Genomic DNA, 21,752 nt, shown 5'->3' with positions numbered 1-21,752 from the left:
TGCAGGCCTTGCTCGAACAGTTGCTGCTGCAGTTCCTGCGCGCAGGCGACGTAGCCCAGGCCGCCGATGGCGTTGGAGCCGCCGCCCGGGATGATGTAGGCGCGCCGTCCGGCGGCCTGCAGCTCCTCGGCCACGCGTGCCATCGCCGCGCCCATGTCGGTGCCGGCCTTGACCACCGTGACGGCCTCGACGCCGAGCAGCCGGAACATGAAGTTGTTGCCGCTGGCCGCCGGGTCGTAGCTGTCGGGCACACGCTCCTCGATGACGAAGCGGCACTTCAGCCCTTCCTTCACCGCCGCCGCCAGCGTGATGCGGCAGTGGTTGCTCTGCGGCGCGCCGCAGGTGACGAGCGTGTCGGCGCCCTGGGCCAGCGCGTCGGCAACCAGGAACTCGAGCTTGCGCGTCTTGTTGCCGCCGGGGAACAGGCCGAGCTGGTCGTCGCGTTTGATCCACACCGTCGGCCCGCGGCCGCCGGGGCAGGTGGCCGCCAGCGTCGCGCTGAAGCGCGGCAGCGGCTCGATGGGGGTGGCAAACGGCGTGTAGCGGCGGCGCGGGAAGCGCGACAGGTCCATGGCAACAGGTCCTCGATGTGGTGTCGACAGGGCTCGGGGCGCCGCGTCGGTGCGCCGAGCCGGGCACCGATGATGCTAGCGGGCGCTGAGCCGGTCGAGGTGCTCGCCGGTGCCAGCAACCGGGCCCGAGAGATGCCTGCGGCTGTTCAGCGCGCCACGGCGGCGGCGGACAGCCGTTGGGGCAGGGCGGCCTGCGTCATCAGCTCGTCGAACCAGACGCGGTAGCCGGCGTCGCTGGGGTGCAGCCCGTCGGCGGCGTTGAGCTCCGGCCGCTGCACGAACGGGTCGTCGGCGGCCTCGCGGAACAGGTTCACGCGTACGGCACCGTGGCGTGCCGCCGCCTCGTCGGCCAGCGCCTGCAGCCGGCGCGCGCGCCAGCTCATCCACCACGACGCGGGCGGCAGAAAGAAGGGCGCGTTGCCGACGTTGCCGGCCGGCATCAGCACCACCAGTTCGGCGCGCTCTGCCGCCCGGCGCAGCGTCTGTTCGACGTCGTCGCGCAGGGCCTGCAGGTCGCGCAGACGGACGACGTCGTTGCCGCCGGCCATCACCAGCACCATGTCGTAGCGCTCGTCGCCGTCGAGCTGGGCGCCGAGGTCGGCGAACTTCGCGCCGTCGCGGGCGCGGTTGTCGATCCGCAGCCCCGGGAAACGCTGGCCGAGAAGACCGGCCAGGCTGGCCTCGGGCCTGCTGGCGCCGGTGCCGACCGCGGTGCTGTCGCCGACGACGAGCAGGCGCAGCGCCGGCTGCACCGGTGCGCGCTGCAGCGGCTCGCTACGCCGGATCAGCTCGGCCGACTCGTGCACGCGCCAGGCGGTCCGGGCGCAGGCCAGCACGGCGAGCGCCAGCGCGCTCCAGCCCAGGAGACGCCAGGCGCGCCTGCTTGTCGTGTCCGTCATGCGATCGTTGGGCCTGCCGATCGGGTTCAGCCGGCGGTCGCGCCATCGAGCCGTATCGCCCGGCTGGCGACGTAGCGCCGGTAGTCGGCGATCGGCATGGCCGCCGAGCCGCGCGCATCGCCCTCGGTCCAGCTCAGGGTGACGTCGAGCTCGGTTTCTTCGATGACGCAGGGCCCGCGCCGGATGACGATGTTGGGGCCGTCGCCTTCGCGATATTCGACCGTTCCCGTGATGTGCGCGTTCTGGGTCATGGCGGCTTTCGGTGTCAGGACCGCAGTCTGTGCCCGGCACCGCCGTCGGCTTGTCGGACGGTGCCGCGTTCGCAGGTCGTCGCGTGCCGGCTGGGCCTACGACGCTTCGCCCTCGTCCGTCCGGATGTGCACGATGCGCAGCGCCGCTGGCCGTTCGGCGAGCAGGCAGGCCTTGCCGTGGCGCCGGCAGTGGTCCTTGACGAGCCAGTAGGCGCCGTGGCTCAGGCAGCCGGTCTGGCAGATCACCAGGTCGGCGGTGCCCAGGCTGGACTCGAGTGCCTGCTGGTCGTCCGGCCGCGCGGCGATCACGTCCGAGCTGCCGGCGGCAACGGCCAGGGGCCTGGCCGTCAGGCGTTCGCGCATCAGGTCCTGCAGCCGCGCGAGCAGTTCGTCCACGCGCCGCGCCAGCGCCGCGCGCCGCGGCAGCCCGGGGACGACCCGTTCCAGCGCGGCCTTGTCCTCCTGCGCCCAGGCCAGCGCCGTCTCGCGCACGACGAGCGCCGCGCGCAGGCGCATCGCCTGGGCCTGCAGGCGCTCGATCTCGCGTGCCTGCGCCTGCAGGGCCTGGCTGCAGCGCTGCTGCGCACGGCCATGCGCTCGCAGCAGCAGCAGGTGTTCGTGGCGCAGCAGTTCGAACTCGGGTGTGGCCATGGTTGCGTCGATGTCGGTTTCCGCGACGCATCTTAAATGAGAGTGATTCTCATCTGGAGAATGGCCGCCCAGCCGTCAGGGCTGCGCGCGCCCGGCCGAGATCGGATGTCCGGGCGCGGCCAGCCCGATCAGCCTTGCGCCTGAGGCCGGGTCAGCATGCCGACAAGGCATGGGCGACACCGGTGATGCCTTCGTTCGACAGACCGGCATCCTTCATCACCGCATCGACGATCGGCTTGGCGATCTGGTATTGCAGCGCCGAGTTCATCACCTGCTCCGGAAAGGTGGCGCCCGCGTGCGGGGCCGTCCCGGCGGCATCGGCGCCCGAAGGTGAGCCCGGCATGCCGCCGACCTGGAAGATCCGGATGGAGTCGATCTTCTCCATCGGCCGCACGGCCTGCTCGAGGATCTGCGGCAGTTGCTGCAGCAGCAGGGTCCGCACCTGGAGGTCGATCTGCGCGGCCGAGAGCGTGTTCAGGGCTTCGTTGATCGCGCGTCGGCCTTCGGCATCCGCCAGCGCCGCGGCCTGGCGGGCCTGCGCCTCGATGGTCACGGCCTCGGCCCGATCGAGTGCGGCCTCCTTCTCCGCCGCGGCGGACACCTTGACGGCGATGGCGTTCTGCTCGGCTTCCTTGGAGGCCTCGATCAGCTGGATGTCCTTCTCGCGCTCGGCCACCGCGACCTGGCGCGCTGTCGTGACGGCTTCTTCCGCCTTGACCGCGTCCGCCCGGGCCAGGTTGGCCGCGGCGTCGGCGTCGGACTGCTCGCGCGACTTGTTGGCGATCGCGATCTGCGTGTCCTGGCGCGCGATCTCCACCTGCTTGCGCTGTTCCGCGCGCTGCATCTCGGTCTTGCGCTCGAGTTCGATCTCGCGCATCTGGATGGCGAGGTTCTTCTCGATCTCCGCGGCCTTGATCTCGCGTTCGGCTTCGATGCGCTTCTGGCTGACCTGCTGCTCGGCCTCGATCTTGGCGGCCTCGGCTTCGCGGCTGCGCTCTGCCTGCTGCGAGGCGATCAGCGCCGACTGCTCGGCACGCGTGACCTCGATCTCGCGCCGCTGGCCGAGCGAGGCGAACTCCTGATCCTTCTCGATGGTGAGCTTCTGGCGCGAGGCATCGAGGTTCTTGGCCCGCACCTGGACCTCGGTGTCCTGCTCGACGTCGTTGCGCTGCTTGCGCCGCGCTTCGGTCTGCTCGGTGAGCCGGGTGAGACCCTCGGCGTCGAAGGCGTTGTTCGGGTTGAAGAACTGCTTGTCGGTCCTGGCTCTCGCGTTCGCGGCGCACGACTTCGAGCTTGAGCGTGTTCACGTTCACGAGCACACGCTCGTGGAAGACCGGCAGCACGATCGCGCCGCCGTCCATGATCACCTTCTGCCCGCCCAGGCCTGTGCGGACGAAGGCCGTCTCCTTGGTCGACCGCTGCCGTTGTATCAACGCGGGCGCCGCGCCATTTGCCCGTGCCAAGGCCTCGTGGCGGGTGCGGCGCAGGCGAACTCGCGGTCGAGCGGTTCCGGCCTCGGCTGCCGGGCTCGCATCGGCATCCAGGATGGCGGGGACGTTCTCGCGATCCGGCTCCGGGCCATCGGCGAGCGCATCCGTGCCCATCGAGAGAGCCAGAGAGTCAGCGCCACGGTGGCCGCAGAGGCTGCTGGCATGTCGCGGGTTACCTTGCGCCGCATCGAGCGCGGCGAGCCTTCGGTGACCATGGGCGCCTACTTGAGCGCCATCGATGCCGTGGGGCTGCAGTTGGAACTACGCGATCCGCAGGCAAGTCTGGCCACTTCGGGAGCCGCCGGCCTGCCTGATCGTGTGCGCTTGGTGGACTTTCCGCAGCTCAAGCGTCTAGCCTGGCAACTTCAGGGCGTCGACGATGTCAGCCCGGCAGATGCCTTGAACCTGTACGAGCGCAACTGGCGGCACATCGACCCGTCCAGCATGGAGGCGGCAGAACGTGCATTGCTCCAGGCCCTGGTGGACCAACTGGGCGGAGGGCGGCTGCTTGTTTGAGCGCACACATCACCGCCGCATCGCGTCCGTCCTGGAGGCGCTGGACGCCGATCTGCTGGCGGCGAACGCCTGCCTCTTCGGCGGCGGCAGCGCCATGGCGCTGCGCTACGGCGAATATCGCGAGTCGGTCGACATCGGCTTCGTTGTTTCCAGGGTCGAGGGCTATCGCCACCTGCGCCAGCGACTGACTGGCCCGGATGGCATGCGTTCCATCACCCGTGCCGACCGCGCGCTGAACCAGACCCGTGAGCTGCGCGCGGACCAGTACGGCATTCGCACCACGCTGAGGGTCGAGGGCGCCGACATCAAGTTCGAGATCGTGCTCGAAGGCCGAATCGAACTTGACGCCCCTGGCCCGGGCGATCGCCAGTGCGGCGTAGCCACGCTGACACCGCGGGACATGGTGGCGAGCAAACTGTTGGCCAACTCCGACCGCTGGCGCGACGATGCCGTGATGAGCCGTGACCTGATCGACCTGGCGATGATGGCGCCGCCCAGGGCTCTGATGAAACAGGCCATGGCCAAGGCCCAAGCTGCCTACGGCGACAGCGTGGCCGCCGATCTGGCCAGTGCCGTGGAGGACCTGCGTGCACGGCCTCATCGACTGGACCAGTGCATGCAGGCGATGGCCATGACCACGGTGTCCAAGGCTGCGCTGTGGGCTCGCATCAAGGCGCTGCTGCGCTGATGGAGCGCGGCAAAGTGAACCGCATTGACGCCCTGACGCTGACTCCATTCCCGGCTGAGGAGCCTCCTGGAAGCCGGGTCGCTTCACAGCCAAACATTCTCGTTGCGTCCAGTATCCCCGGTGTGATCCGAGGCCCGGAAACGAAAGAAGCCAGCACGACGGCTGGCTTCTGATTCGACCTAAGTGCTTGTCGCACCTCGGTAATTTTGGCTCCCCGACCTGGGCTCGAACCAGGGACCTACGGATTAACAGTCGGTACAAGCAGCACTTTGTGAGACGTCCCGGCATCTTCTTGGAATTCTGAAAGTTCATTCATATCAATAAGTTAGGTCGACTTCCTTGTGCCAGGTGGTCCCGACTGATAGCATGCGAGCCAGCGATTTTTCGGACACCTGTCGGACACGGAGCCCGAGCATGCCCCTCTTGACCGTCAGAGCGATCGACGCCCATAGACCTCGCGCTCAGGCCTACAAGCTCACTATCGACCGCGGCTTGCAGTTGCGCATCGCTCCGGACGGGGTTCGTACGCTCCTGGTTCGCTACACGGTCAAGGGGGCAGCGGTCGAGCGCCAGTACCGGCTGCCGCAGGAGTACGGTGAAGGGGCCGGCCAGATGAAGCTGGCCGCTGCCTGTGCCGAGGCGGCGCGCATCCGGGCACTTGCGCGCGATGGTGTGGACTGGCCAGCACGGGAGGAGTCGAGGTTGCGCGCCGAGGTGGTGGCACAAGAGCAGGCCAGCCTCCAAGATGGACTGACGCTGCAGAAGGCCGTTCGTGAGTACGTCGAAAAGAAGCGTCGCGCAAAGGATGGCTTGCCATTGAAGGCACGCACGAAGGCCGACTACCTTGCGATGGTGGAGCCCGGCAAGACCTCGAAGTCGGGCAGGAGGTTCACCGATGGTGAGCTGTATCCGATTGCAGAGAAGCTGCTCTCAAGCCTCACCGCCGATGACATTCGGGGCGTGCATGCGGCCGTCATCAAGCGATCCGAGCGCCAGGCGGTCTATGCGATGCAGGTGCTGCGCGCAGTGCTGCGGTGGCATGGCGTCGTGGTACCGGAAAACCCGTTGGGTCGCGACACCGCAGGTCGAGACCGTATCGTGCTGGCGCCCGCTAAAGGCAACCCTGCGCCCATCCCACCAGAGCGTTTGGGCGCGTGGTGGCGGGCAGCGACCATCGCGCCGTCCAGGGTCGCGGCCGACTACTACCGTTTTCAGTTGCTCACGGGGTGCCGGGGCGGCGAAATCCATGGGAGCAAGCGCCACGGATACAAGCCAATCAAAGTAGGTGACGTGGACCTCGATGCAGGCAAGATCGTCTTGCGGGACACGAAGAACAGGAGCGACCATAAGCTGCTGTTGTCCAGACAAGCAATTGAAATCGCGAAGCTGCACTGCACAAGCCGCGAGCTCGACGAGCCGCTGTTTCCGATCGTCGATGCCCGGAAGACACTGGCGTGGATCAATGAGAGAGCCAAGACAGCCGTGCAGGGCCATGGTCTGCGTGCGACCTTTGCGAGCATCGCGGAAGAGCTCGTGTCAGGTGCTTCGCTTAAGCGGATGCTGAACCATGCGGCGAGCAGCGACGTCACCCTTGGGCACTACGTCGGCAAGAGCGAAGCCCAACTTCGCGGAGGATGGCAGGTCGTAGCCGACTACATTGAGACGGCGTCGGCGAACGCCGACTGAGGATTCGCCAGTGGTTCAGCAGTCTTCGCGTCGCGCTCGACCGCGCAGGCTTCGTGGGAAGGCAGGAAGTCAATTCGCCGAACTTTGCCCGTATTGGGCTAGAACTTCGACGGAGGATCGCTGGAAGCATCGACCGCTGCGCAGCGGGTGCTTTCGCTGGCCGCACTCATGATAATAGGCGCTAAGCGGTCGCTGGACTCGACGTTAGGCGATGGCCCGATTGGCGGCTCCAAATAGGGATCTTGTTTCTCAAAAGTGGACACACCATCATGAAACAAGGCTCCGCTCGAAGCCTGCAGGCGACAGGTATCCGATCGACGAATGTAGCCGCTGCTGGTTGTAGAACTGAATGTAGCTGAGCAGCGAGTTCCGCAGCGCCACCTCGTCGGCCGGCTTCTGCCCGTACAGATGCTCGCTCTTCATCGAGTGGAAGAACGACTCCATATGCGCGTTGTCGTTCATCTTGCCCGGTCGATTCATGCTTTGCACGACACCGTGCTGCTGCAGCTTCTGGCGGTACTGATGTGCCGCGTATTCGATGCCACGGTCGCTGTGAAATATCAGTCCGCTCTCGGGCTTGCGACCTCGCCAGGCATGGCTGAAGGCTTCGAGGGTCAGCGCCGCGTCACGCTGCGAACCCAGGCTCCAGCCGATGATCCGCCTCGAATGCTTGTCCATCACTACAGCCAGGTAACGCCACTGGCCGTTGAGCCTCAGGTACGTCACGTCGCCTACCCAGATCTGGTTCAGGCGCTCGAGTTTCACGCCCCGCTGACGGTTGGCGATGCTGGTGAAGAAGGCCCGCTGTCCCACGCGCGAGCGCCGATACAGGCGCGCGCTGCGGCCTTGCAACTGCGCTCGCCGCATGACCCGCGCGACGGTGCTGCGCGCCACCGTGATGCCTTCGTGGCGCAGCGCATGCCGGATGCGCGGGCTGCCGTAGTACCCGCGGCTAGCCGCGTGGATGCGACGCACGTGGTCGATCAGTTCGGCTTCCTTTACGGCTCGCTTGCTGGGCTCGCGCCGCGTCCACGCGTAGTAGCCTGAACGGCTGACCCGAAGGTGCGCACACATCACTTGGACGCTGTAGGTTTTCCGGTTTGCTGCGATGAAGGCGAAGACTTCCGCTTTCGATCCGAAGCAAACCGGATGGCTTTTTTTAGGAGGTCATGCTCCATCTGCAGGCGCTTGTACTTCTGCTCGACCTCGCGCAGCCGCTGAAGCTCTCCAACAGACTCCGCATCGAGTTTCCGCGCATCACCCACGAGCACTCCATCGCGCACCTGCTTGCGCCATTTCGACAACATGAACGGGTGGATGCACAGGGACTCCGCCACGTCCTTGATCAACACCCCTGGCGCACTGGACAACTCCACCGCCGCCAGCTTGAACTCCAATCCATACCGCTTGACCATCTGCGGCCCGGGCATACCCATGTGCAACTCCTTCGGTTAGGTCGGAGTGTCCACCAGAGTGAAACAAGGTCCTAGACAGACGCCAGAGGGGGCTTAGGCTTGCTTAAATGCCCCAGAAAGCTCAGCGCGCCAATGAAGCTGAATGAGCACGCTGTCGGGCTCCTGAACTTGGACCTCATGCTGCAGCACCGTGCCGTCGGCGTGCTGCTCAAATACAAGGCAATCGAACCAGGCGGCGGGCACTAGGTAGATTCGGTCATCTGGGGTTTGCATCTCGAAGACGAGTGCGCCGTTGACCATCCGATGAGCGAATGGGCCATCCGTGCCTTGACGTGCCGTGAACTCAACGCCAACAGGTGGCCCTGAGCGGCCCTCGACTTGCCAGTACATCTCGTCGACTACGAGACCGGTTGGACCGTGCGGCACAAGGACGATAGGTGTCTCACGTGACCATCGCTCGGCACGAATCGCCGCTGCGAGGTTCAGCAATTGCTCGCCGCCGGAGACGCCTCCGACCGGACGAGCCGCTTTAATCTGCAACGCTTCTCTGAGGGCTAACCGAAGGGTACCCAATGCAATTTGCCTTGCCCAACGCCGGATTTCCTCGGGAGGGAACGAATCCTCGGTTGGCCGCAGGAATTTGGCCTTCTCATAGCGACGACACTGCTCTGACCAAACATTTCTGGATACGGTCACGGCGCCCACGGCCGTCCGCATGTGGCCATTCCATGCCTTGCCGTCGGTTGGATTCAACAACTCCGCCTGGAGTCGAGCCACCAGTGTTCTCGCGGCGTCTGGTGGCACGAAGACCTTGCGAAGCTCGGCGTCAATTTGCGCATTCACGACCTGTAGTAGGTGCTTCAACTTGCCTCGCCATGGCAGCAATGGCGACACCTGGCGCACGGGAGAGCCGAAGCTGGCGCGCAGAGCGGCCGCAGCAAGCGGCAGTTCTCTCTGGACCGGCCGTCGCACCTCGGCGCCGAGTAGGGCTAGCAGTCTATACAGCTCACGCAACCTGCCCAGCCCATGCGGGGCTCGGCACAGGCGGGACGCATCGGTAAGCTCAACCCTCCCCGCATCGGTCGACGCGAGCAACAAGGTCATGAACTGCTTTGTTTGCGACTCTAGATTACTTTGGTAACCGTGACCCGTGTAGACCCAGCCATTGATGACGGGGCCATCGTTCCCTCTCCGCAGAACTCGGGCGACGAGCGAAGAGGACTGCGCGCAAGAGTGTGGTTCGAGGCAGCAGATCCTCAGGTACGTGGTCAGAAGCAGGTCTGGCTCAAGCAGGCTCTGAGCATCGGCTGATGGCCCGGGAGTGAAGAACGTAAGGGACAGTACGTGGCCCGCGACCCGGTGGGCGAGTTCGTGGAAGGTGCCGTGAACTTCGTAGCGTAATAGAAGTAGCGAGCTTGAAAAGCGTACGACCTCCCAATGGCGCTGGAGGCTTTCCCATAGAACGTGGACCGCGTCATCTAGGGTGGCTTCGCGTTGAATGGCCGCGGAGATTTGCTGGCGCGCTTTTGGCCATGAAAGGTCCAACTCTCCTACGTTAACCGAATGCCGGGCGTCCGCGTAGGCGAAGCGGCGAGCGCCATATTCGTAACCGCGGTCAGAGAGCCAGTGACTCAGGCAATCGCTGTACCACTCAGACGCCACTTTGTCTCCGCGGCGGACCGCGCGTACTAGCAGCGTGGCGCACATGTCGACGTGCGCCATCCAGGTCACTGTGGCCCTCAGACGCGATGCCCAGCGTTGCTCTTCCTCGACGCCCTTCCCGTCGAACGGCACTGTCGCAAGGTTCAACCCATTGACAACGGATGTGATGGCTTCCCTGTAGTCGGAGGCCATAGGTTCAGGGAGCTGCGCCCCAGTCGCAGCAAAGACGGCTTGGGACCGATGAGCTTCACGGGTCCACCACGTACCGAGGAAATGGTCGATGAGCTCGTACTGCTCCAGGATGTCGTATGTCATCCGCATGTCCTGCGGATTCGCACGTCGGAGCAAATCAGCAGGAAGGTTGCACAGGTTGCGCCAGAGGGCCTGATTGGCGGAAATCTTGTTCGCCGCAGCCTCAAACAGCGGCCTATAAGGGTCAAGCCAGTAGTCACTGATGCTGCGATGTCCAGCAGCCCATGGCGCCGAGGCGCTTGCGAGACTCGAGTGCCGTTCCGTGTTCGAGTTGCGGAGGAAAGCCTCGTGCAGCAGGCGCAATTTCTTGAAGGCTAACGCCGATTCGTCGAACCTACCTTGCTCCAACTGCGACTGCACCTCGCTGGCGAGTTCTTCCAATAAACCCTTAGTGTTGCCAATGAAGAGTCGGCTCGGCGGTGAGGCGAAAACGTATGCCTGCAGGAGGTCACCACGCTCTTGCGGCGTTAGGTCTGGCCCGTCCGAAACGCGGGCAATGTGGACTTGGCCGGAGTATTCGCCCCAGAACGACGGCAGAAGTTCCAGGGTTGGGGGACGCCGCTTCGCTCCGTGTTCCACGACATGAACGTCGGCACGCTTTGCCCACGCTCGGGCCACCTGATTCACAAGGAACAGGTCTACATCGACTAACTTCTTTCTGCCGGAGAGGAGCCTCGAAACAGTCGGCTCTCCGGAAGTAATCGGCATCGTGCGGACAAGGGGTTCCAACTTGCCGCCTCGGTAGTCCCCCATGTTGGGGCCGCCTGCCTCATAAAGGGCAGCCGTCTCAGCTTCCTGGAGGTCTGACCAAAGGATATAACCGAGCGATAGGCGTCTATAGGTCGCTTCGCCCACATCCTCCTCGACATAGCGCACGGTCTTCAACAGAAAGTAACCAGTCATACCGATGTTAGCCAGCAGCCAAAGCCCATCGAACACGGTGCTGAAGAGGAAGAGCTCTCGCGGCACGTAGTACGCGACAAGGTACTGCAACGACAGCACCACCAGAAGCACCAGGGAACTGGTGCCCGCCGGAAGAACGGCTGATTCGCGCATGTAGAAGCCAAGCGCAAATTTTGAAGATGCCCGCCGCTGCAGCAGGATTGGTACGAAGGTCAGGACGATGGGGTAGACGAGAGCGATGAGCGTTGCCTGTACTGTCCAGATGGTCCCGAAGAAGGCCGCGTGTGTGTAGTCGACGGGGAGGTCGGGAAACGTGATGACTATCCATTCTGGGTATGGCGCAGGCAAACAGACAAAGGCCAAGATCGTGCATGCGACGCCGATGATCGCCGCGAAGATGATCGGGTGTGACCCGCCCCAAAGCATGGTGCTTGCGAACCAGCCGGGGTATTCGTTGTGTACGGCGTGGAGTCGCCGCAGCTTCGAGATACGCGCTGCCGCCAGCGCTGCGACAGAGCGTGCCGAATCAGACGTTCCTGCCTCGGGCTGCTTGCCAAGCGCGTGGTCGATTCGAACCAATGCCGATCGTGTGAGCCTACGTAATGGATGCACGCCCCACACTCCCCATGTTGACTTTTCGAGATTGTCGCTCACATCGCCAGCAGACGGGTCAGCCAACGTCTCGAAGACGGACGACCCATTGGCTAGTAGTCTGACCGCTTTGGGCTCGGTGACTTTCGCTCAAGAAATTCGAGGTCAATGGCCACTTTCAGTCTTGAGGCGTCGTCGCCGACCCTGCGAGAGGTTTCGGCTTTGGTTGCTTGTTCCTAGGGCGGTTCTGTCGCTGTGACCGATCGCGGAGGTGGCGAGTCGTCTGCCGAGTTGATGCTGGGCAGGGCTGTCAAGTCGGTTGCCGCGGTGCCCGGGAGCCATGACGGTAAGCTGCAGTTCACTTGCGCTGGAGGCCTGGCGCAGTCGTCTTACAAGAACTCGAAGTGCAGGCATCCTTATCGAAGCTGCAGAGCCCTGGGGCGGTCCAGGCGGCTCTGGACGAGTTCCGCTCGCTGGGTCGAGCGGTTTTCCTGGAGAAGTACGGCTTCGGCCGTTCGCGGGACTTCCTGGTGGTCGACCCAAAGTCCGGCGGGATGGCGGACTCCAAGGCGATCGTGGGTGTGGCGTACGGCTATGCGGTTCCGGATGCAGGGCCGTTGCGGGCATCCGACTTCTCGGGCGGCGAGGCGACGGTGGTGCCAAAGCTGAGGGCGCTGGGCTTCACGGTGGTTCGCATCGGGGAGGACTGGTCCGAGGAGGAGGTCGACGCGACGGTCGAGGCCTATTTCAGGATGCTGGCGCTGGAGGCCCAGGCTTCGGCGTACCGAAAGACCGACTTCAATGCCGAGTTGCGGCAGCGCTTGCGCGGACGCAGCAAGGCGTCGGTGGAGTTGAAGTTCCAGAACGTCTCGGCGGTCTTGCACGCGCTGAACCTGCCGTTCGTTCCGGGCTACAAGCCTCGGGGCAACACGCAGTTGCTGCTGCGCAAGGCGGTTCAGCGTTTTCTGCTTGAGAACGCCGCCTGGGTGGCGACGATTGCGGATGCGATGGAGGACGCTCGTCCTGTGAACGCCAGGCCCTTCCAGGCGGTCTTGGTCGAGCAGCCGCAAGTGGAGAACGTGGTCGTTCCCGATCTGGGCCGGGTTCGGTTGCCGCGGAAGATCGACTTCGCCGGCCGGGATCAGGCGAACCGAAAGCTCGGACGGGCTGGCGAGCAGTGGGTGCTGGAGTACGAGCAGGCGCGGCTGAACCAGGTCGGCAGGCCCGATCTGTTCGCACGTGTCGACTGGGTGTCAGATCGCCTGGGTGACGGTGCGGGCTTCGATATCCAGTCGTACGAAGAGACGAATGCTCCTCGGTACATCGAGGTGAAGACGACGAACGCGGGCCATGCCAGCGCATTCATCGTGAGCCGCAACGAACTGGAGTTCAGCAAGGAGGCCGGAGAGCAGTTCGTGCTCTACCGGCTCTTCGAGTTCCGACGATCACCGCGGCTGTACATGCTTCGGGGGGACGTGTCGCAACACGTCGCGCTCGAGCCTTTGGACTACCGGGCGGCGTTCCGGCGCGTGCAGGCCGCCTGAGGCGATCGATGGTGATCGATCGCTCGGGCGCGGGCCGAGTGGGGCCCGTCTGGCCGCACGCTCTCAGCTGACGCGCAGTTGGTCCATGGTCTGGCCGGCGGCCAGCGCTGCGCGGACCCAGTCGGGACGCTTGCCGCGGCCGACCCAGGTGTTGCCGTTGCCGTCGGCGAAGGCGGCCTTGGTCGGGGTCTTGCGCGCACGCGTGGCCTTCGGGGCCAGTCCCAGATCGGCCGCGGTCAGGCCGTATGCGGCGATGGACTCTTTGATGCCCGCAATGACCTCACCGACTTCCTGCTCGCGCAGGGCTTCGGCTTCGGCCTGGAGGCGGGCGATTTCGGCCTGAATTTCTGCGTACGTTGCGGTCGGCGCCGCAGTCTTCTTGGTTGCCATTTTTCGGCACTCCTTCTTCGTTGAAGTCGTGAGCATAACGGAGCAGCTCGCTTTCGCGGCAATCATGTTGCATCTCGATGCCGTGTACGCAGCGGTTAATGCATCGTCGCGTGTTTGATTCGTTGCGGGTGTTCGCCTCTCTGGGGCGAGGGAACGCCGGACGCATGGCGATAGCGATTGGCCACGATCTTTGTGGTTGATTTGGTGCTGGCCACTGATGTTGTTTTCACGTCGTGTCCTCGTGCTGATGGGGCTGATCTGTTGCGGTGGCGTGTCCCCCTTCGGTGTGATTGCCGCTCTGTCGTGAAGGAAACGGAATGCCAGCAGGGGAAGGCGCTGTCGTTGTGGCCTGAAGGTGAACTTCTTCGTGCGGCCGTTGCTGCTTTGGGAGGGCTCTGAATGCAGACGGATGACACGCTCGAGCGCGCGCTGCGTGAGGCTGCGACGGACCCGGCGCGGCGTCCGGCATTCTTCGAACTGCTGCTGCAGTCGACGGTGTTCGTGGTCGGGCGATCAGAAGGTCCGGCCGGCGAAGCGCTGCTGGCGCCGGGTGAGGGTGTGGCGCTGCAGGAGTGGCGCAAGGGTGACGGGACGTCCGTGATCCCGTTCTTCACGACGCTCAAGGGTTTGCAGCGGGCGACGCCGCGGGATGTTCCGTACCTGGCGATGGCGGCTCGTGGGCTGTTCGAGCTGACGCGGGGTGCGACGCTGACGCTGGACCCGATGTCGGTGTACGGCAAGGAGTTCGCACCCGATGAGGTCGCGGCACTGCTGCGGATGGGTGCTGATGCGCCGATGGATGAGCGTGTGCTGGACCGGGAGGTGCGGGTGACGATCGGTCAGCCGGCTCAGTTGCCGACCGAGATGCTGGAAGCGCTTCGACGTCACTTTTCCGGCAATGCCCAGGTGAGGGCGGCGTATCTGGCCTTGATGCGGAACCCGGCTGACGGTGAGGATCCGCGGTTCGTGGTGGGCATTGCCGGTGATGGCGATGTGCGTTCGACGTTCAAGGCGGCGGGTGCCGTGGTGGAGAAGACGGTACCGGCGGGGATGGGTGTGGACTTCACGGTGGTCGCGGACGAGGTGTCGGGGCTCAGCGCGTACTTCAGGAACAAGGTGGAGCCGTTCTATGAGCGGCGGTCTGGGGGGCTGCTGCGTTCGATGCTGGGCTTCGGGAGACGGTGAGTCCTGTGCCTGCTGTCATGGCTGGGGTGGGATCGGTGCAGGGGCGGGTGGTGGCGCTGGGGCTGGGCGTCTCCCCGCTGCGCAGGGTCGGGCTGTTGCGCTTCGCGTCGAGCCACCGGCTTACCGGTGTCTCGCCCCTGCCGGGCAGCCATCCCTGACGCGAACACGAACAGGCCGGCGTTGCCGCCGGCGGAAATGAGGGGCAGCGGCCCTGTCCCGTGTCCGGGGATCGCGGGCCTGGTTGCCCTCCCGCTGCGCGTGAGCGCGGCCCGCTCGACGAACTGACCGGCGCCGCTTCGCCCTGCGGGACGCTGCGCTCTTCGCGACACCGGCCAGATCGTCGCCCCGGACACCCGCCAAACCCGTCGCCGGGCCGCTGCTGAAGACCGAACACCAGCAGCCGAACAGCCAGACAGCCAACAGCCGAATGCAGGGCAGCCGGGGTGCAGATTAGTGCTCGCCCCGGCTCGGCCGTCGCGCCAGTCGCTTCGCTTGGTGTCACGCCGGCCGCGTAGCTGCCGGGGATCGTGTCCGTGGGCGGGCCCTTGGCGGCGTCCGGCGCGCCAGGCTGCGCCTGTCACGCCTGCCGCTGCTCGCCGGGCCCTCTCTCCATACCCGCGCGCTCGCCGGTTGCGACCCACCGCGTTCCCCCCACAAGCCCCCCATGACGGGCGAGGGGGACTTGTGGGGGGATCTTCAATGCGGTGGGCCGGGTGAACCGGCTCATCGCTTCGCGCTGCTCCCGAAGGCACCCCACCCCCCGCCCGCCCCAAAGGGGCGGGAGCGAGGGAGTCCGAGCGAGAGGATCAGTTTTCAGCAGCCCGAATCCCGGACAGCGCTGGTCGTCTCGTTTTCGGAGTGCATCGCCATGGCAAACGTTCGAGTCGAGCAGCGCAACGCTCATCTGGCCGGCCCTGTCCGCCTGGAGTACGTCAACGGCCGCGAAGGCAGGGTCGCGAAGGCGACGATTACCGTGATCTCCAACAACCGCCGCGGCAGCGGCGAAGACCGCGAGGAGGAGGCGACCTCGCTGATGTGGACCCTGTGGGGCCGGCAGGCGGAGAACGCCGCCGAGTACTTGGGCAAGGGCAGCCACGTCAACGTCACGGGCCGCGTGCGCAACAACAACTACCGCAACGCGGAGGGCGCCGAGGTCTACGGCCTGGCGTTCACGGCCGAGGAGATCGACTACCTCGACAGCCGCGCCGAGTCCGAGGCGCGCCGGGCGCGCAGCGAGGGCCGGGCCGAACCGCCTGCGCCGGCACCTGCGCCCGTCGCCAAGCCCGTCAACGGCCGCCGCCCGGCGCGGCCGCAGTCCCAAGCCTGAACGCTTCCGGCGGGCGCCGTCCCGCCGGACCCCTGCACCGCGGACCCCGCGGGGTCCACATCCATTGCACGAGGACCACCATGCAAACCATCCATCCCACGCTGGCCACGCGTTTCGGCCGCCGCACCCACGTCCTGCGCAGCCACGAGCCGCTGGCCGAGGACCAGATCCGCGCCGTGGCGCCTTCGGTGTTCGCCGAGGGCAAGCACGTCAGCCGTTCCGAGCGCTACACCTACATCCCGACCATCGAGGTGCTGCGCGGCCTGAAGCGCGAAGGCTTCGAGCCCTACATGGCCGCGCAGGGCCACAGCCGGCTTGAGGACCGGCGTGCGTTCACCAAGCACATGCTGCGGCTGCGCCATGCCGGCCAGGTGCAGGCGACCGAGACCCGGGCGCGCGACACCGTCAACGAGATCATCCTCATCAACAGCCACGACGGCGGCAGTTCGTACCAGATGCTCGCGGGGCTGTTCCGCTTCGTCTGCTGCAACGGCCTGATCGTCGGCGACGTGGTCGACGACATCCGCATCCCGCACAAGGGCGACGTGCGCGGCGAGGTCATCGAAGGCGCGTTCCGGGTGCTGGACGAGTTCGACGAAGTCGACGAGCACGCCGAGGCCATGAAGGCGCTGCCGCTGGAGCACGGCGAGGAGATCGCGTTCGCGACCGCGGCGCTGGCGCTGCGCTTCGGCGAGCGCGCGCTGGAGGATGGCGGCCACGTGCCGGCGCCGGTGACGGCCGAGCAGCTGGTCGAAGCCCGGCGGCCTGAGGACCTGGGCCACAACCTGTGGACGACCTTCCAGCGCGTGCAGGAGAACGTCATCCACGGTGGCCAGCCCGGCCGTGCCGCCAGCGGCCGGCGCACGCTCACCCGGGCCGTCAACGGCATCGACCGCGCCGTGAGCCTGAATCGCGCGCTGTGGATGCTGGCCGAGGAGATGCGCAAGCTGAAGGCCTGAGCCGCACCCGGCCCCGGGCGCTGGATCCGGGGCCGAATCCAGCGCGTCGGCGGACGCCAGGTCCGCCGACCATCAGAGGTCAGTGCGGCCGCCGCGGCCGCGGGAGCCTGCCATGGACGACACCGACGACGTCAGACGCGTGATCGACGCGTTCTTCCTTTACACGCAGCGCGCCACGCCGGCGACCGAGAAGGGCGCTCAGGCCTTCGATCGCCTGCTGCGCCTGGCCGAGCACCACGACTCGGGCCAGGTCGCCCGCATCGCCGGGTTCATCGCCAGCGTGCACGACGGCGCGACCTTCCGCTGGGATCCGTTCGAGCTTCGCATGCTGGACGTCGAGATCAGCGACGACATGCTGGCCTGCCTGGACGCGCTGCGCTGGGGCCAGCAGGACCTGCATCGCCTGGTGCCCGACGGCGAGCGCCGCGTGCTGCAGGTGCTGCGCGCCTGGGGCCTCATCCCGGCTGCCGCCACGCCCGACGCCGGAGGCTCGCGATGAAGACCCTCGTGCTCGCCAACCAGAAGGGCGGTGTCGGCAAGTCGGCCGTCGCCACGCTGCTGGCCCACCACCTGCGCCGCGCCGGCCGGCGCGTGCTCGCGGTGGACCTGGACCACCAGGGCAACCTCAGCAGCGTGCTGCAGCGCTCCAGGCGTCCGCTGGTGGCATCCGTCACGGCCGACCTGCTGCTGACCCAGGCGCAGGTCGACGTGCCGGCCGAGCCCTTCGTGCTCGTGCCGGCCGCCGACCCGCTGCTCTGGCTCGAACGCCAGCCGGCGCAGCACACGCCGTTCGCACGCAACCTGCGCGCCTTCCTGCGGGCGCAGGCCGGCCGCTTCGACGTCTGCATCGTCGACACCAACCCCAACCCCGACATCCGCCTCATCGCCGCGCTGGCGTCGGCCGACTTCGTGCTGTCGCCGATCCAGCTCAACCAGGAGGCGATCGACGGCGTGCGGGGCCTGCTGAACCACCCGCGCGTCGGCGTACACAAAATCCGCGCGCTGCTGAACCCGGCGCTGCAACTGGTGGGCCTGCTACCGGTGATGGTCGAGGCCACGCCGTTCCAGCGCGCCAACTTCGCCGAGATCGTGCGCCACCACCAGTCGCTGCTGATCCCGCTGACCGACAAGCCCGGCGAGTTCGCGTTCATCCCCAAGCGCTCGGCGGTCGCCGAGGCGCAGGCGAGCGGCGACCTGCTCTGGGAGATGAAGAAGACCGCCGCGCGCGACGCCTGGGCCGAGATCGAGCCGACGATGCGGCGCCTGGCCGAGATCGTCGACCCGCAGGAGCCGCACCATGCCGCTTGACCTGACCGTGTTGGACGACGCCGCGCCCGCACCGGCCGGCGGCGCACCGCTGGAACTTCCGATCGACACGATCGACGAAGACCCCGAGCAGCCGCGCTTCGAGTTCGACGACGAGCCGCTGGCCGAACTCGCCGAGACCATTCGCCAGCGCGGTGTGCGCCAGCCGGTGTCGGTGCGCCCGCATCCCGACGAGCCTGGCCGCTGGATGCTGAACTTCGGCGCGCGGCGGCTGCGTGCGTCGCGCATGGCCGGGCGCCAGACCGTGCCCGCCTTCGTCGACCTGGCCGCCGACAGCTACGACCAGGTCATCGAGAACGAGCAGCGTCAGAACCTGCAGCCGCTGGAGCTGGCGCTGTTCGTCCAGCGGAGGATGCTGGCAGGCGAGACGCAGGCGGAGGTGGCAGGGCGGCTCGGCAAGTCACGGGGCTATCTCACCTTCATTGCAGCCCTGATCGACCCGCCTGACCTGGTGATGGAGCTCTACCGCAGCCGCCGCTGCAGGGGGCTGGCTGAACTCTATGAACTGAGGCGTCTGCACGAGGCACAGCCCGACGCCGTGGCCGCCTGGCTGGCCAGCGGCGCGGAGGTCACCCGAGCCGCGGTGCAACGGCTCAAGGACGATCTTCGTGCCGGGGAGCCGCCACAGGATCGCTTGCCTGCCGACCCGCCAAGAACGCCGGCCCTTGCGGCCGCAAGGCGCTCGCCAACCGAACCGCCCGCGCCTGCGGCTGTCACGCCACCACCACCCGAGCCGCCCGTTCCCGAGCCTAAGGCTGAGCCGGTTCCCTCCGGGCCGCCGTCAGCGCGAGACCCACGCGAGCTGCTGCAGTTGCTGGCCACGCTGGATGATGAAGAAGTCGTCGTCATCCTCGACGCCTTGCCGCGGCGCGCCGGACACGTATTCGTCTCGCTGCCGGACGGCATCCAGCGCGCAGAGGTCGAGATGGGGCGCCTCGCACAGCTGCGCCTCGTCCGCGCCCTCGTATAACGGTTATCGGAGTCTGCGGCCCGGCGCGGCCTACGCGGAGGGCGGCCCGTGAAACTGTCGGCCGGCGTTCCTCGTGCTGGGTTGGCCTGGTCCCTACTTGGCCACGCGACGAGGCGCCTTGTAGTCCAGAAGGTCCTCCAGCGTCGCCACTGCGCGTGCAGCACGCCGGAGGCGCGGTGGTTGCGCACACAGGCAGTACGGCAACGTCTGCCGCCCGTGGACGCGGGCGAGCCTCAACCCCGCCGCAGGATCATCTCGTTGGCGTAGGGCACGAAGCCCAGGGCGCGGTACATCGCCGACGCCTCTGCCGACGCCGCAAGGCTGAAGACACGGACACCCGCTTCGGCGCAGGCGTCCATCACCTTGTCGACGAGCGCCTTGGCGATGCCTTGCTTACGCCAAGGCACCTCGGTGTAGACGTTGACGATGCGTGCGCGAGTGCCGGATGCCTCGCCCCGCGTCGGCCCCCAGTCGAGCAGGACGGCACCCGCGCCGCCCACCACCTGGCCTGCGGCTTCAACGACGAAGCCGATGTATGTCCCGCGCTCGATGCACGAGACGACCCACGCGGCATAGGCGTCGAGGTCTTCCTGCGGTTCGCCCCGGAAGTAACGATGCCGGGCGATGCTCGCTGCATCGTCGGGGCCGACTGTGCGCACAGTCCACGTGGCAGTCATTCGACCATTGTGCCGGCCGCACTGCTCGTTTCGGGGGCCCCCTCGAGTGTTCAGCGGCTTAACAGCGGCAACCGTTGCCCGAGGCCCGCCTTCCTTCAAGTCGCCGAGCTGGGCTGCGTCCGACGCTCTTGTTGGGCTCCGCTCATCGTGCTGGAACTCGGCCCGAATCCAGCGCCGGCCAAGCAACGATCCAGACCAATACTGAAGTCCAGATGAGTGCAGGATAGGCGCCGTGGCGCCGATGTAAGACAGGCCATCCGCGATGGACTCCGCCACCTCTTCGGCCGCTGCTCACCGTGACCTCGTCACGGTGGACTTGCGGGGCATGAAGCCCGCGCTGCTGGCGCGCGCCGCGGCACGCGGCGTGTCCGTCTCGGCGCTAGTGCGCGAGGCGCTTGCGGCCGCCGGTGTCGGCGGGACGGAAGAGCCAGCTTCGCCGGAGACTGTGGGTTGCGGCCGGCCCCGTGTGCGCATCGGTCTGCGCTTGGCCGCCGACGAAGCGCGTGAACTCGCCGCGCGCGCTGCAACGGCAGGCCTTCCTGTCGGGGTCTTCGTTCTCGCGGCGGTTCGTGCAGACGGCGGCGTCCTCTTGGCCGAACAGCGCGAGGCTCAACTCGCCGCCCTGACCAGCTCCAACGCCGAACTCGCCGGCGTCAGCCGCCATCTGGGTCACCTGACATCGCTGCTGCGCATGGGCGCCGTCGACGCCGCCCGCCAGTACCGCGAGAGCCTCGACACGCTGAACGCCGACGTGCGCGCGCACCTCGCGCTCAGCGCCGAACTGCTGTCCGAACGCTGGCCGAAGCCCTCCCGCCACTCCACCCACCCGAGGAGGCGACATGCCCGACCCGAAGTCGATTGACGGCGTCCTGGTTGAATGGGGCGACCGGCTTTTCTACCTCGGCAACCGTCGTGTGGCCGAAAGGCCCGAACCGCGGCTACGGCTTCCGCCGCTTCACCAGCGGGCCGGCGCCATCCGCCGCCGCATCGAGGCCGCCGTGATCCGGAGAGCGCCGCAGGTCATGGTCAAGGTCACCGGCGGCGGCCGGGGCATGAAGGCAATCGCCGCGCACTTCCGCTACATCAGCAAGAACGGGCGGCTGGAGATCGAGAACGAGCGTGGAGAGACGTTCAGAGGCAAGGACGCGCTGCGTGAGCTGGCCGACGAGTGGCGCTACGGTGGCTCGCTCATCGGCGATGAGAGCCCGCGGCGCGAGGCGTTCAACATCATGCTGTCGATGCCGCGCGGGTCGACGCAGCCCGAGATCGTGCTGCGGGCCGCCCGCGAGTTCGCCCGGGAGGAACTGGCAGGGCACAAGGTCGTGATGGTGTTGCACGACCATCAGGCCAACCCGCACGTGCACCTCAGCGTGCGTGCCGAAGGCGCCGATGGCCACCGGCTCAACCCGCGCAAGGCCGACCTGCACCGCTGGCGCGAGACCTTCGCGGAGAAGCTGCGTGGCTGGGGCATCGATGCCGAGGCCACCCGGCAGGGCACTCGCGGGATCGCCCGGCGATACGACGCGCTATGGCAGCAGAGGGCGAGGGCGGAAGGCCGGCTGCTGCGCGACCGGCCCGCTGGGCAGCTGGCCCCGGCGTCGAGTCGGACCCTCGACGAGGGCCGGCACGCCTGGTCGCAGATCGCTGACGCGCTGCAGCGTTCAGCATCGCCCGGGGATCAACGACTGGCTGCGGGTGTGCGGGCGCATCTGCGCGAGCTTGATCGGACGCAGGACAAGGAACGCGAGATGTGTGGGCCACACCGCGGCTGAGCCGCAGCGGAAAGCCGGGTCGTCCT

Annotated in this window: 22 protein-coding genes; 12 read left to right on the top strand and 10 right to left on the bottom strand. The window is 66.7% G+C overall.

Translation table 11 applies throughout. From position 1 onward, the window contains the following. The 5 genes from CKO43_RS05390 to CKO43_RS25730 all read right to left on the bottom strand — a co-directional run. The coding region (locus CKO43_RS05390; protein WP_200378062.1) for a pyridoxal-phosphate dependent enzyme at positions 1-572 on the bottom strand (572 nt) is incomplete at its 3' end. A gap of 146 nt (positions 573-718) precedes the next feature. Next, complete coding sequence (locus CKO43_RS05385) at positions 719-1,471, bottom strand: GDSL-type esterase/lipase family protein (RefSeq protein ID WP_200378061.1); 753 nt, start codon at positions 1,469-1,471, stop codon at positions 719-721. Positions 1,472-1,497: 26 nt separating this feature from the next. Then, positions 1,498-1,722, bottom strand: a complete 225-nt coding sequence (locus tag CKO43_RS05380; RefSeq protein WP_200228283.1) for a hypothetical protein — start codon at positions 1,720-1,722, stop codon at positions 1,498-1,500. A gap of 96 nt (positions 1,723-1,818) precedes the next feature. Beyond that, entirely contained in the window at positions 1,819-2,373 is a 555-nt protein-coding gene (locus CKO43_RS05375; protein ID WP_200228282.1) for a DUF2325 domain-containing protein, read from the bottom strand. A 151-nt stretch (positions 2,374-2,524) separates the two neighbouring features. Further along, positions 2,525-3,508: a flotillin family protein gene (locus CKO43_RS25730; RefSeq protein ID WP_346728211.1), complete on the bottom strand. Its 984-nt coding sequence runs from the start codon at positions 3,506-3,508 to the stop codon at positions 2,525-2,527. Between CKO43_RS25730 and CKO43_RS05365 the strand changes: the two genes are divergently transcribed. The 3 genes from CKO43_RS05365 to CKO43_RS05355 all read left to right on the top strand — a co-directional run bounded on the left by CKO43_RS05365 (position 3,498) and on the right by CKO43_RS05355 (position 6,753). Next, a complete protein-coding gene (locus CKO43_RS05365; RefSeq protein ID WP_242481059.1) occupies positions 3,498-4,379 on the top strand; it encodes a helix-turn-helix domain-containing protein in 882 nt (293 codons plus the stop codon). The genes CKO43_RS25730 and CKO43_RS05365 overlap by 11 nt on opposite strands. Beyond that, on the top strand, positions 4,372-5,067 hold the full coding sequence (locus tag CKO43_RS05360; protein ID WP_200378060.1) for a nucleotidyl transferase AbiEii/AbiGii toxin family protein: 696 nt from the start codon (positions 4,372-4,374) through the stop codon (positions 5,065-5,067). Before CKO43_RS05365 ends, CKO43_RS05360 begins: the two co-directional genes overlap by 8 nt. Before the next feature lie 414 nt (positions 5,068-5,481). Then, positions 5,482-6,753 (top strand): tyrosine-type recombinase/integrase, encoded by a 1,272-nt coding sequence (locus CKO43_RS05355; RefSeq protein ID WP_200228280.1) that lies wholly within the window; start codon positions 5,482-5,484, stop codon positions 6,751-6,753. A gap of 267 nt (positions 6,754-7,020) precedes the next feature. Here the strand turns inward: CKO43_RS05355 and CKO43_RS05350 are convergent, their stop codons facing one another. The 3 genes from CKO43_RS05350 to CKO43_RS05340 form a co-directional block, all read right to left on the bottom strand. Further along, positions 7,021-7,863, bottom strand: coding sequence for an IS3 family transposase (locus tag CKO43_RS05350; RefSeq protein ID WP_200378067.1), 843 nt, complete (start codon positions 7,861-7,863; stop codon positions 7,021-7,023). Beyond that, positions 7,827-8,189, bottom strand: coding sequence for a transposase (locus CKO43_RS05345; protein WP_200378059.1), 363 nt, complete (start codon positions 8,187-8,189; stop codon positions 7,827-7,829). Before CKO43_RS05345 ends, CKO43_RS05350 begins: the two co-directional genes overlap by 37 nt. A gap of 72 nt (positions 8,190-8,261) precedes the next feature. Then, positions 8,262-11,639: a hypothetical protein gene (locus CKO43_RS05340; RefSeq protein WP_200378058.1), complete on the bottom strand. Its 3,378-nt coding sequence runs from the start codon at positions 11,637-11,639 to the stop codon at positions 8,262-8,264. A 341-nt stretch (positions 11,640-11,980) separates the two neighbouring features. Between CKO43_RS05340 and CKO43_RS05335 the strand changes: the two genes are divergently transcribed. Next, on the top strand, positions 11,981-13,120 hold the full coding sequence (locus CKO43_RS05335; RefSeq protein WP_200228278.1) for a protein NO VEIN domain-containing protein: 1,140 nt from the start codon (positions 11,981-11,983) through the stop codon (positions 13,118-13,120). A 63-nt stretch (positions 13,121-13,183) separates the two neighbouring features. Here CKO43_RS05335 and CKO43_RS05330 read toward each other — a convergent pair whose 3' ends face one another. Next, positions 13,184-13,510 carry an H-NS histone family protein gene (locus CKO43_RS05330; RefSeq protein ID WP_200228277.1) on the bottom strand — a complete coding sequence of 109 codons (327 nt, stop codon included), beginning with the start codon at positions 13,508-13,510 and terminating at the stop codon, positions 13,184-13,186. A 399-nt stretch (positions 13,511-13,909) separates the two neighbouring features. On the opposite strand from CKO43_RS05330, the gene CKO43_RS05325 reads away from it, so the two are divergent. The 6 genes from CKO43_RS05325 to CKO43_RS05300 all read left to right on the top strand — a co-directional run bounded on the left by CKO43_RS05325 (position 13,910) and on the right by CKO43_RS05300 (position 19,277). Further along, complete coding sequence (locus CKO43_RS05325) at positions 13,910-14,695, top strand: enhanced serine sensitivity protein SseB C-terminal domain-containing protein (RefSeq protein ID WP_200228276.1); 786 nt, start codon at positions 13,910-13,912, stop codon at positions 14,693-14,695. A gap of 868 nt (positions 14,696-15,563) precedes the next feature. Beyond that, positions 15,564-16,022 (top strand): single-stranded DNA-binding protein, encoded by a 459-nt coding sequence (locus tag CKO43_RS05320; protein WP_200378057.1) that lies wholly within the window; start codon positions 15,564-15,566, stop codon positions 16,020-16,022. A gap of 80 nt (positions 16,023-16,102) precedes the next feature. Beyond that, entirely contained in the window at positions 16,103-16,981 is an 879-nt protein-coding gene (locus CKO43_RS05315; protein ID WP_200378056.1) for a DUF932 domain-containing protein, read from the top strand. A gap of 112 nt (positions 16,982-17,093) precedes the next feature. Continuing rightward, positions 17,094-17,480, top strand: coding sequence for a DUF7673 family protein (locus tag CKO43_RS05310; protein ID WP_207184885.1), 387 nt, complete (start codon positions 17,094-17,096; stop codon positions 17,478-17,480). Continuing rightward, the gene (locus CKO43_RS05305; RefSeq protein WP_200378055.1) at positions 17,477-18,289 is read left to right on the top strand and encodes a ParA family protein; all 813 of its coding nucleotides are present in this window, start codon (positions 17,477-17,479) and stop codon (positions 18,287-18,289) included. The genes CKO43_RS05310 and CKO43_RS05305 overlap by 4 nt, the downstream gene beginning before the upstream one ends. Continuing rightward, positions 18,279-19,277: a ParB/RepB/Spo0J family partition protein gene (locus tag CKO43_RS05300; protein WP_200378054.1), complete on the top strand. Its 999-nt coding sequence runs from the start codon at positions 18,279-18,281 to the stop codon at positions 19,275-19,277. Before CKO43_RS05305 ends, CKO43_RS05300 begins: the two co-directional genes overlap by 11 nt. Positions 19,278-19,510: 233 nt before the next feature. Here the strand turns inward: CKO43_RS05300 and CKO43_RS05295 are convergent, their stop codons facing one another. Next, on the bottom strand, positions 19,511-19,954 hold the full coding sequence (locus CKO43_RS05295) for a GNAT family N-acetyltransferase (RefSeq protein WP_200378053.1): 444 nt from the start codon (positions 19,952-19,954) through the stop codon (positions 19,511-19,513). A gap of 262 nt (positions 19,955-20,216) precedes the next feature. Here CKO43_RS05295 and CKO43_RS05290 point away from each other — a divergent pair, with 262 nt between their 5' ends. Together CKO43_RS05290 and CKO43_RS05285 are read left to right on the top strand one after the other, a co-directional pair. Then, positions 20,217-20,816 (top strand): hypothetical protein, encoded by a 600-nt coding sequence (locus CKO43_RS05290; protein ID WP_200378052.1) that lies wholly within the window; start codon positions 20,217-20,219, stop codon positions 20,814-20,816. Continuing rightward, the gene (locus tag CKO43_RS05285; protein ID WP_200378051.1) at positions 20,794-21,726 is read left to right on the top strand and encodes a relaxase/mobilization nuclease domain-containing protein; all 933 of its coding nucleotides are present in this window, start codon (positions 20,794-20,796) and stop codon (positions 21,724-21,726) included. The genes CKO43_RS05290 and CKO43_RS05285 overlap by 23 nt, the downstream gene beginning before the upstream one ends. Positions 21,727-21,752: the final 26 nt, after the last annotated feature.

It is taken from the genome of Rubrivivax gelatinosus, assembly GCF_016583785.1.
Taxonomy (GTDB): Bacteria; Pseudomonadota; Gammaproteobacteria; order Burkholderiales; family Burkholderiaceae_C; genus Rubrivivax; species Rubrivivax gelatinosus_B.
Note: the sequence above shows the minus strand (reverse complement) of the source record. Positions and strands in the feature narration are given on the sequence as shown.